The 10,048-nt window shown below is 43.7% G+C and carries 8 protein-coding genes; all 8 read right to left on the bottom strand.

Going from position 1 to position 10,048, the window contains the following annotated elements:
• Positions 1-131: 131 nt before the first annotated feature.
• The 8 genes from BWI44_RS17885 to miaA all read right to left on the bottom strand — a co-directional run bounded on the left by BWI44_RS17885 (position 132) and on the right by miaA (position 9,799).
• Positions 132-1,016: a TraB/GumN family protein gene (locus tag BWI44_RS17885; RefSeq protein WP_286815350.1), complete on the bottom strand. Its 885-nt coding sequence runs from the start codon at positions 1,014-1,016 to the stop codon at positions 132-134.
• Positions 1,017-1,095: 79 nt separating this feature from the next.
• Positions 1,096-1,608, bottom strand: coding sequence for a C40 family peptidase (locus BWI44_RS17890; RefSeq protein WP_118215966.1), 513 nt, complete (start codon positions 1,606-1,608; stop codon positions 1,096-1,098).
• Entirely contained in the window at positions 1,605-2,450 is an 846-nt protein-coding gene (locus tag BWI44_RS17895; protein ID WP_286815353.1) for an ABC transporter ATP-binding protein, read from the bottom strand. Before BWI44_RS17895 ends, BWI44_RS17890 begins: the two co-directional genes overlap by 4 nt.
• Before the next feature lie 8 nt (positions 2,451-2,458).
• Complete coding sequence (locus BWI44_RS17900; protein WP_115502525.1) at positions 2,459-3,952, bottom strand: DUF5687 family protein; 1,494 nt, start codon at positions 3,950-3,952, stop codon at positions 2,459-2,461.
• A gap of 100 nt (positions 3,953-4,052) precedes the next feature.
• Positions 4,053-6,890, bottom strand: a complete 2,838-nt coding sequence (locus BWI44_RS17905) for a M16 family metallopeptidase (protein WP_117706698.1) — start codon at positions 6,888-6,890, stop codon at positions 4,053-4,055.
• A 151-nt stretch (positions 6,891-7,041) separates the two neighbouring features.
• A complete protein-coding gene (kdsA, locus tag BWI44_RS17910; RefSeq protein ID WP_007666435.1) occupies positions 7,042-7,845 on the bottom strand; it encodes a 3-deoxy-8-phosphooctulonate synthase in 804 nt (267 codons plus the stop codon).
• 31 nt (positions 7,846-7,876) lie between these two features.
• A complete protein-coding gene (locus BWI44_RS17915; RefSeq protein ID WP_007666434.1) occupies positions 7,877-8,803 on the bottom strand; it encodes a diacylglycerol/lipid kinase family protein in 927 nt (308 codons plus the stop codon).
• A 75-nt stretch (positions 8,804-8,878) separates the two neighbouring features.
• A complete protein-coding gene (miaA, locus tag BWI44_RS17920; protein WP_138291583.1) occupies positions 8,879-9,799 on the bottom strand; it encodes a tRNA (adenosine(37)-N6)-dimethylallyltransferase MiaA in 921 nt (306 codons plus the stop codon).
• Positions 9,800-10,048: the final 249 nt, after the last annotated feature.

Here is a 10,048-nt window from a genome sequence, read left to right on the forward strand (position 1 = left end):
TACACAAAATTGTGGACAGTGTCGCCCTTTTTTTTATAAAAGCGGGTGACCACAAATCACTTGCAATCACCCGATATCTTGCATTTTCTTTGTTTTCAGAAAATGTGAGTAAAGAGAGAATTTATAGTTTTTTATTTCATAGGTTCTACAGTATATCCCTGCTGTTTCAGCAGATTCAGGACTCCGTTAGTTCCCGGCAGGTGGCCTGCACCAACAACAAAGAGGGTGGGAGCATCCTTCATGAGAGCAGGCATTTTTTCAATCCATGCTTTGTTACGGTTATCCAGCAGGGCTTCCATTTCGCCCGGTTGCGGATCGCACGAGTTACCATCACGTTCTTCCATCAGCTTCAGCATTTCATCCAGGTTCTGAGTCTTGTATGCATTGTTGAGACGTTTAGTTTGTTCCATAGCTTTATCTATGTCACTTACGAGGCAATAGAGTAAGTTTGCCTGACGCTGTAGAGTCTGACCTTTAAAGAGCATATCTAACTGGGATTGCGGGGTTTCCAAACCACCTACCTTCTTGCCACTTTGCAATGCTTGCTGCTGGAAGTAAGTATCTAATTGCTCCTGTGGATTGAAACCACCCAGATGCTTCATGCATAATATCAAGGTCAGTTGTTGGGTAATGGCAGCGGGTTTTAATTTGCCCAACATGGCTATATCTGCCATCAGGTTCTCTTTCACTACCTTGCCTACTACTTCATATTGTTCCGGGGTAAAAAGTTTCTGGAGAGTGGTGTCGCCTGCCATCATCATACTTTGTTGCATCACCTGCATAAACTCGGGTGACATCATATCGGACATGACTACTTCTCCGTATACCTGAGTAGTACCTTCTACGGCTTGTGGCAATCCGGCAATGCTATCTTTGATGCTGAGAGATGCCAGATGGTGGGTACCTAAAATGTATGAGGGTTTTTCTTGTCCGTTACCGGAAATTTTCCAAAGTAATTGTGCGTTGCTGTTCAGCGCAAGGCTGATAAAGAGAAGGATACTTAAAATCTTTTTCATCGTTTTTCCTTTTTAAAGTTTCATTTGAACTATAAGTCGGGGAGGGAAAGGAAAAATCACAGGGGAAGAAAAAAGATTCTTATTTTACTCTGCCGCCGCAAAGCCAGTATTGTGTATAGTATTGTTCGTTGAGGCTACTGACAATAACTCCTTTGCTGGTACTTGAATGAATAAATTTCCCGTTTTTGAGATAGATACCCACGTGTGCCACCCTCTTCTTGGATGCACGGCTAGTGAAAAACACCAAATCTCCCTCACGCAAATTGCGGCGGGAGACTTTGTTACTTTCCTTAAGTTGACCATCTGTGCTTCTAGCCAAACGGATATTATATACTTCTTTATAGAGTTGCGATACCAGTCCGGAACAATCTACTCCGTGCTTGTTGTCACCACCTGCGCGGTAGCGGACACCCATCCACTCCGCAGAGGCAATGTACAATTTGTGGTTATCTTCCATATTTATGTCAACACCCATGCGGACAGAAGCTTTTGCCAGTGCCTTGTAATTGAGCCGGGGCGCTGATGTATGGCATGAGCTTAAACTGAATGTCAATCCGATGAGGGCAACTATATATAAGAAGTATTTTTTCATTCCTGTTTTTCTTTCTTTTCCGGTTGAGCAGAAGGCTCTTCAGTAATAGGTTCCTCTGCAATAGTTTCTTCAATGATTGTTTCCTGAAGAGGTGTTTCTTCAATCACTGTTTCTGCCAGTTCTTCCTCAATTTCTTCTTCAACTCTGATATTGAAGTAGTCTTCAAGTTCTTTCTCTGCTGAGTTATGTTCATTTTGTATGTCACGGATGATGACACCATTTTCCAGCAAAGCAATGCGAGGACATACGTCTACTGTATGGTTCAGGTTGTGGCTTGAAATGATGACCGTGGCATGGTGATCTTCATTATACTTCTTCAACAGGTGCTTGATGATGGATTGTGAACTCGGATCAAGAAAGTTGAACGGTTCGTCCAGAATCAACAATTGCGGATGATGCAACATAGCGGAAATAATACCGATTTTTTGCTTGTTTCCGGCAGAGAAGTTACGGATGAACTTCTTTTGTCCGATAACCTCGTTATTCATGAATCGTTCGAAAGGAAGCAGGCGTTCATCTACTTCTTCTTTCTTCAGATCGTACATTTTACCAATGAAGTAGAAATACTCTTCGGGAGTAAGGTAATCGATCAGGAAGCCATCATCGATGAAAGCGCTGGTGAATTGTTTCCAGTCTTCGCTTTTGGATACATCGATATCATTGATGGTTACCGTGCCTTGATCTGCTTGCAGTAAGTCCAGCATCAGGCGGAAAAGGGTGGTTTTACCGGCTCCGTTGTTACCTACCAAACCCAGCATGTCACCTTGTTCTATGACATATTTCTCAATATCTACGGCTTTCTTTTGGCCGAAGTTTTTTTGAAGATTGTTTATCTCTATCATATTCGTAATTATTTTTGTCTACTATCGTGAAATCCTTCCATATTCTTATACCGGCGCTTCATGAAGCGATGGTATACATTTCTTAACCACCATCTTGAAGTTAGGATAAATACAAGACCGATACCTATAAGTACCCATGGTGTAGCTTCTTTGCCAACCGTTACCTTTAACCCGAACATCAGTAGTAGGGGCACACCGAATGCACCAGCTGAAATAAGATTCTGTAATCCTGTTCCCACGTTTTGGCGACCGGTCATTTTGGCATTCAGATTGAGGGTCTTGTTATTGTACACTGCCAGTTGGAACATGCAGAAATAGACGCAGCCTGGAACAAATACAAGCCATGAGATACATTGCAAAACAGATACCCTACCTGTCACCATACCGGGGATCATCAGTATAAACGGAATGATCAGAGCCAGACTATATAAAATATATTTAGCACGTAGTAACGAATAGATGGATTCTTTACGACTCATTAGCCCGTCAATGTAGTTGCCTTCGTAGCTCATTAGAGGCGAGAGGAACAGAATACCGAAGATGATATAGTTGTAAAGCACGAAGAAGTCGCGTGCCCCTCCCTCATAAAGATCAGAAAAACTGATAATGAGGCTAAAAGCTAATACTACAGCAGTGATGTTATAGAGTGATTTTTTGCAGACTTTATTACGAAGCAACAGCTTCAACTCTAACCGGATATATTCACCGATTTCACCATAACGATCCAGAAATTTGTATTCGGATACAGTCTTTACTTGTACGGTTGTATCTTCTACCTTGTTTAGTTCGTTATAGACTAATCTTTGCATGATACTCCTGTTAATGAACCACATGATAGCAATGGCTACCAAAACTCCGATAAACGTCAGTATATTTCCGGTGATGAATCCTTCACCCAAATTGACTGAAAAGGCAAATATCGGGCTGTTGTCCGGAATGAAAAGTGCAGCAGCAATACCACCATATAGGGCTACCGGTAGAAGGAACCACCAGATGCGTTCGTCCATCAACGTACGGCACAATAAATACCAGTAATTATTGAATACGATGAGTAGCCAGATACCAATACAATAAGTCAACACACCTGCCACTCCATAAAACTTAGTAACTGTGATGATAGCAAATGGAACAAACAGGAAGAGCCAGAGCAGATTGAAGCTGTTAAGCCCGGAACGCAGGAGAAGGAAGTCAATCAGACGACTCCGTTTTACGGGAAGCAGTAAGTAGGGTTTGACTTCCTGTGTAGGTGTCTTCAGGAAAGGCAAGCGCAGAAGAAAGTCGAGGGCGAGCACAAATATGAGTCCGCTGTTCATTACATGGTAGGCTTCTCTGGCTCCACCATCGAAAGCAAAGGCGAAAGTTGTTCCGAAGAATATGAGATAAGCTGCCCAGAACACACTCATGAAGTACATCCAAAACTTTCCGAACTTGCTCTTCTCGTACATCGGATGCCGCTTTTCTGCTAACTTTCCATGTTTACGTAGCTCAAGAAATAGATTCATGTCTTTAGTGATTAGTCGTTAGTGATTAATTGGTGATTAAGGAGGCAGTGATTAGTGATGAGTGAACATACGGTTCTTATCACTAATCACTTGCCTATTATCACTTCTTAGGTACCGTCATCGTTACCTCGATCTCATTACCTTGTTTCAGCAAGTCGGCTGCAAACTTCTGGATATCTTTGGCAGTGATGCTGTTTACGATATCTGTATATCCTTGCGTCATATCCATATTATAGTAGAAGTAATCGTTCAGGTTGTTCAGCCAGTATGCATTTTCCTTTTGGTTATCGGCGTATTTTTTCAACATGTACTCTTTCACCTTCTGTAAATGTACATCAGACGGTCCTTCTGCTGCCAGTTTCTTCAGCTCGTCTACTACGATACCGGCTAGTTTATCTTTCTTCTCAGGATCGGTCTGGAAGACAATCTGCATCAGCAATTGTTCTTTCGGATACTTCTGTAGGCTACCCATGCAATTTACACCGTATGTACCACCTTCTTTTTCGCGTACTTCTTCAGTATAAACCATGTTCAGCACCTGAGTCATATAGCTCAACAGAATTTCATTCTTCAATGTATAAGGAGTTTTTCCGGTATACAGGAATACGATAGTTGCCATCGGAGTTTGTTGTTCTTTGGCAAATTCGTTCTTGTATGTACCTTTGCGGATCTCCATCTTGGTATCCTTGAAAGTCTCTTTACGATTGATGGCAGGCAATGCACCCAGATATTCTGCAATCAGCGGCTTGGCTGTTTCCAGGTCAATGTTTCCAACGAAATAGAATGTAAAGTCGCTGGCATCTTTGAAACGGTCATTATACATTTCCAGAATACGGTCATAGTCGATCTGATCTACCATTTCCGGTTTCATTATTACCACGCGCGGGTGGTTGTTGTACATAGCCTTCTGCAATGTGTCGTTGATAGAAGAAAGCGGATTAGCCTGTGCACTTTCCAGTTCAGCCTTTGTACGGTTCTTATAAGACTCGAATGCTTCCATGTCCTTGCGGGGAGCGGTGAATGTGAGATAGGTCAACTGCATCATGGTCTCGAAGTCCTTCGGGGAACAAGTTCCGAATACATTTTCAGTAGTGGCACCCAGTCCGGCACGAACAGAAACTTTCTTTCCGGCCAATACCTTTGTAAGGTCTACCTGACTGAAGTTACCCAAACCACCTACAGCAACCACATTGTCCATAACGGCAAAGTTCAGTGCATCCTTATCGGGGAAAAGAGATTTGCCACCCAGACTAGTTCCTTTCATGCGGATCTCATCTGCCTTGAAATCGGTTTTCTTGACGTAAACAGTTACACCGTTGGACAGAACAAGTTTTGTACTACCATAGATTTCACCTTCTTTCTCAGATACGATTTTGCCGCCTTTCGGTGCTTCTTTCATCAGAGGTTCATCAGAAACCTTGTCGACATACGGTTGCAGATCGAGACTCTTCATGCCTTTCAGCAGAGCAATAACTTCTTCTTTCTGCGGATATTTTAATCCTTCTTTTTCAGGACCGGCAATGATAACTACCTGGTTGCTGTCCGGAACGAGTTGCTGGATTGCCATGTTTATAGCCTGTACCGGGAGGTTAGGAGCTAACTGGTTCATCATGGCATATTCTGTTTCAATACCGGGGATAGGTTCGGCATCCAGGAAGTTACGTACATACTCACGTACATAAGAACCGTGTTTGGTCTTCTCACGCTCATTGTATGCAGATTCCAGACGTTGCAGATAGTTAGCGCGGGCACGGGCATATTCAGACTCTGTGAAACCGAAACGACGGGCGCGTTCTGCTTCCTGTAACAGGACTTTCAAGGCTTTTTCGATGCCGTCTGCTTTACTTGAAGCAGAGAGGTTGAGTGCTTCTTTCGTTTTCGCTACAAAGAAATTACCATAACTGCTATATGCACGGGTAAACGGCGGATTAGCGCTCTGGGTCAGTTCACTCAGACGTGCGTTCAGCATACTGGTGATCATGCTTGTCATATACTGGGAAGCCAGATAACCTACGTTGTTCTTTTCTGAATCGGGAGTTGCATCTTGCTTGAAGTAAACTTCGATAGACGGATCGTCTACTTCTTTATCCGTACCGATGGCTACGATAGGTTCCTTATTATCGGCAACAGGATAATAAACACGCTCTGCGGGATTTACCGCTTTCTGTACGTCGGCAAATATTGTTTTCAGTTTGGCTTCTACAGCGTCTACATCAATGTCGCCTACGATGACAATACCTTGCAAATCGGGACGGTACCATTTGTGGTAATAGTCACGGATATCTTTGTAGGGGAAGTTATTGATTACATCGATAGAGCCGATAGGCATACAATCTGCGTATTTGTCGCCCGGATATATAGTGGGAAGCAGGTCGGTATAGACGCGCAGCATACCACTGTTACGGCTACGCCACTCTTCACGGATCACTCCACGTTCTTTGTCTATCTCGTCATCTTTGAGCAGAATGTAGTTGGACCAGTCGTGCAGAACCAGCAAACAAGAGTCCAATACACCGGCACGGTCTATCGGGGCATTGCTGATATTATAGACGGTTTCGTCTATGCTGGTATAGGCATTTAAGTTTGTTCCAAATTTGATACCCACAGTTTCACACCAGGGGATAACGCCGAGACCTTTGTCGTCGCCGGGGAAATTCTTTGTGCCATTGAAAGCCATGTGCTCCAGAAAGTGAGCAAGGCCACGTTGTTGCGGCTCTTCGAGGATGGAACCTACTTTCTGGGCAATATAGAATTCAGCCCGGTTTTCGGGTAATTTGTTATGACGGATGTAATACGTCAGGCCATTGTCTAATTGGCCGATACGGACATTCTTGTCCACGGGAAGAGGCGGAAACTGCATTTGTTGTGCTACCGCTTGTTGGAAACTGGCGCATAAAACGAATGCTACCACCAATAAACTACGAAATGAATGTTTCATATGAATGAATATTAAAATTGTTTCTTGCTCTATTTGTCGAAAGGCAGAAAAAGAAATCACAAGAGGAGGATTGTTTTTTTACACAAATGGGAATCTAGCGGCAAAACTTGCTAAATTCCCATTTATCTCAGTGTACTTTACAAGAGTGAACTTATCCTTTTATAGCCTCTCTTATCCGTACTAACTTTGTCAGCAATCCTTCCAGCAGATCCAGCTTCAGCATGTTGGCACCATCGCTCTTAGCTATTTCGGGATGCTCATGTGTTTCAATAAACAATCCGTCGGCACCTACGGCAATACCGGCTTTGGCTACAGTTTCAATGAGCTGTGGCATACCGCCTGTAACTCCGCTTGTCTGATTAGGTTGTTGCAGCGAGTGGGTGACGTCCAGAATAACCGGATAACCGAAAGTTTGCATCTCCGGTATTCCACGATAGTCTACGACGAGGTCCTGGTATCCGAAAGTCGTTCCACGTTCGGTGATCATTACCTCCTTATTGCCGGCTTCCACTACCTTTTCTGCAGCGAAGCGCATGGCAAGAGGGGAGAGGAACTGTCCTTTTTTAATATTTACTACCTTTCCTGTCTTTGCGGCAGCTATCAGAATGTCCGTCTGACGGCAAAGAAATGCCGGAATCTGTAGTACGTCCACGTATTCGGCAGCCATGGCAGCCTCCTCGGCAGAATGAATATCTGTAACTGTGGGTACGCCAAACGTATCATGTACTTTCTGCAATACTTTCAGCGCTTTTTCATCACCTATTCCTGTAAATGAGTCCAGGCGTGAACGGTTTGCCTTGCGATAAGAACCTTTAAAGACGTAGGGAATCTGTAGTTTCTCAGTGATATTTACCACACGTTCGGCAATGCGCATTGCCATTTCTTCCCCTTCAATCACACAAGGACCTGCCAATAAAAAGAAATTTCCGGCAGGGTTATTTTTTAATTCTAACATAAGTATTTGGTGTTTACGTTAATCGTTTATTTTAGTTGGGTATAATCAAGGTGATTGCCTCATGCATGATGCCGATGTCCAATGGGAAGTGTCTGTCGAGGAGGCGTCCATCCAGATCGACAGAGGCATTTTGTGCACGCAGTACTTTCACTTTCTGTGTCCTGTAAGGCATTACGACTTTATGGTTTAATATGCGTCCTTGAAGTAACATCCACAAGCCTGATACAAGTTGTAGCAATTCCGGGCGGTAGATCACGGATACATCGAGCCAGCCATTGTAGGGAACGGCACTGGGAACTTGTCCATATCCCCATGCACTACCGATGCAAACCGTCATGATACGTCCGCGGATATGCTCTCCGTTTATTTTGAGGTGCATCCGGTAAAGCTTGCGTTCAAAGAAAAGCGAAATGAGTGCCATGAGATAAGACAAGAATTTCACTCCCCAGAAACGTTTGGTCTGGTCGCTGATTTTCACAATGCGGGCTCCTAAACCGATATTGATGGCATTGAGGAAATAGCGGGTAACGTGTTTCTCGCCGTCGTAATAATTGCAGAAGCCGACATCGATTTTCCGGCGACGGTTGTTTATGATACAATCCACCGCATCTTTGTATTCCGAGGTCATTTCCCAGTATTTGGCAAAGTCATTCCCGATACCGTTCGGAATGATGCCTATGGCGATTTCTCTTTTATCTTCCGCATTGGACGACATAATGCCGTTAATCGCATCATTCAGTGCACCGTCACCACCTACAATGACAATTGTGCGGTATCCGTTATTGGCAAGAATACCGGCCAAACGTTCCACTGATCCGAACCCCTCGGACTGCACGTAGTCATAAGACACGCCTTTGCTGTCCATATATTCTTTTATTTCTTTCCACCGTTTCTGCACTTTTCGTGTGCCGGCTTTGGGGTTATATATCACTCCCCACTTTTCGGGTTCTACGCTCATATTGTTATCTCTTAGTAAAGTCCTACATAATCATTAGTTACCCTCCCAGGCTTCGTCTTTGCTGCTCCAAAGATACTAATTCCCTTTGAGTTTCGTTTGTACAAAAGCAATCTTTTCTTCCATCGGCAGCCCGGCATCCATCCAGTGAATGGTGAATCCGCGGCGTTCCATCCCCCGGAACCAGGTCATCTGCCGTTTGGCAAACTGGTGAATGGCGATTTCCAGTTCCCGGTACATCTCTTCGTAAGTCAGCTTGCCAATGACGTAGAGCGTCAGATACTTGTACTCCAGGCCGTAATAAATCAAGTCATCCGGTTGAATGTCTTGCTCTATCAGCCGGCGCACTTCATCCACCATTCCTTCATCCAGACGTTGGCGCAGTCGGCGGGATATCTTTTCGCGACGTAATTCCCGGTCTATATCCACACCGATGATGAGGCTGTTCAGTAGGGGGAATGTACGCTCGTCTACCGGTGTATGTGCGTAATATTCTTCAATTTCAATAGCACGGATAGCACGCTTGGCCGTATCCACATCCGTTATGTTGTGCAAGGTCTTATACTGTTGCAGTATCCCTGTTAATTCTTCCAAAGACTTATCAGCCAGCTGTGCACGCAGTTCCGGATTTTCGGGAACGGGGAGCAACTTATATCCTTTCAATACGGACTCTAAGTATAACCCTGTACCTCCACACAAAACGGGTAATTTCCCTTTTTGTTTAATAGTCTCGTAAGCTGTCAGAAAATCACGTTGATATTCGAAAACATTGTATTTGTACCCTGGATCGGCAATATCAATCAGATGATAAGGGATTTGTTTTCCATTTACGGTGTAGTCAATGAGGTCTTTACCCGTACCAAGGTCCATGCCACGGTAGATTTGCCGGGAATCCGCACTGATGATTTCGGTGTCAAGAACATTTGCCAGTGCCGCGGCAAAAGGAGTTTTTCCGGAAGCGGTAGGACCTAATATAGCTATCAAATCATAGTCAGGCATAAGTCGTTTTAATTATTTTTCTACAAAGATAATGTAATCCAAAAGCAATGCAAAATAAGCTTGCTTATTTTTAGTGCTAAGATGTAACTAGTCTTCGCTTTTGAACAAAGATATGAAAAAGGAAGTGAAAAACGAAGAAGATTTTCTTAAAGGGTGTTATAAATACACTGTTTTCGCACACGGAGCTTGCAAAAGTCAGAAAAGTCCGTACCTTTGCACTGTGTTTTTCATAGTATTAGATTTAAGGTT

Source organism: Bacteroides sp. Phil13 (genome assembly GCF_001940965.1).
Taxonomy (GTDB): domain Bacteria; phylum Bacteroidota; class Bacteroidia; order Bacteroidales; family Bacteroidaceae; genus Bacteroides; species Bacteroides intestinalis.

Excerpts from the sequence above, each read along its gene's own strand:
- BWI44_RS17890 (WP_118215966.1), bottom strand. The coding sequence starts at position 1,608 with ATGAAAAAATACTTCTTATATATAGTTGCCCTCATCGGATTGACATTC.
- kdsA (WP_007666435.1), bottom strand. The coding sequence starts at position 7,845 with ATGTTAGAATTAAAAAATAACCCTGCCGGAAATTTCTTTTTATTGGCA.
- BWI44_RS17905 (WP_117706698.1), bottom strand. The coding sequence starts at position 6,890 with ATGAAACATTCATTTCGTAGTTTATTGGTGGTAGCATTCGTTTTATGC.
- BWI44_RS17900 (WP_115502525.1), bottom strand. The coding sequence starts at position 3,952 with ATGAATCTATTTCTTGAGCTACGTAAACATGGAAAGTTAGCAGAAAAG.
- miaA (WP_138291583.1), bottom strand. The coding sequence starts at position 9,799 with ATGCCTGACTATGATTTGATAGCTATATTAGGTCCTACCGCTTCCGGA.
- BWI44_RS17885 (WP_286815350.1), bottom strand. The coding sequence starts at position 1,016 with ATGAAAAAGATTTTAAGTATCCTTCTCTTTATCAGCCTTGCGCTGAAC.
- BWI44_RS17915 (WP_007666434.1), bottom strand. The coding sequence starts at position 8,803 with ATGAGCGTAGAACCCGAAAAGTGGGGAGTGATATATAACCCCAAAGCC.
- BWI44_RS17895 (WP_286815353.1), bottom strand. The coding sequence starts at position 2,450 with ATGATAGAGATAAACAATCTTCAAAAAAACTTCGGCCAAAAGAAAGCC.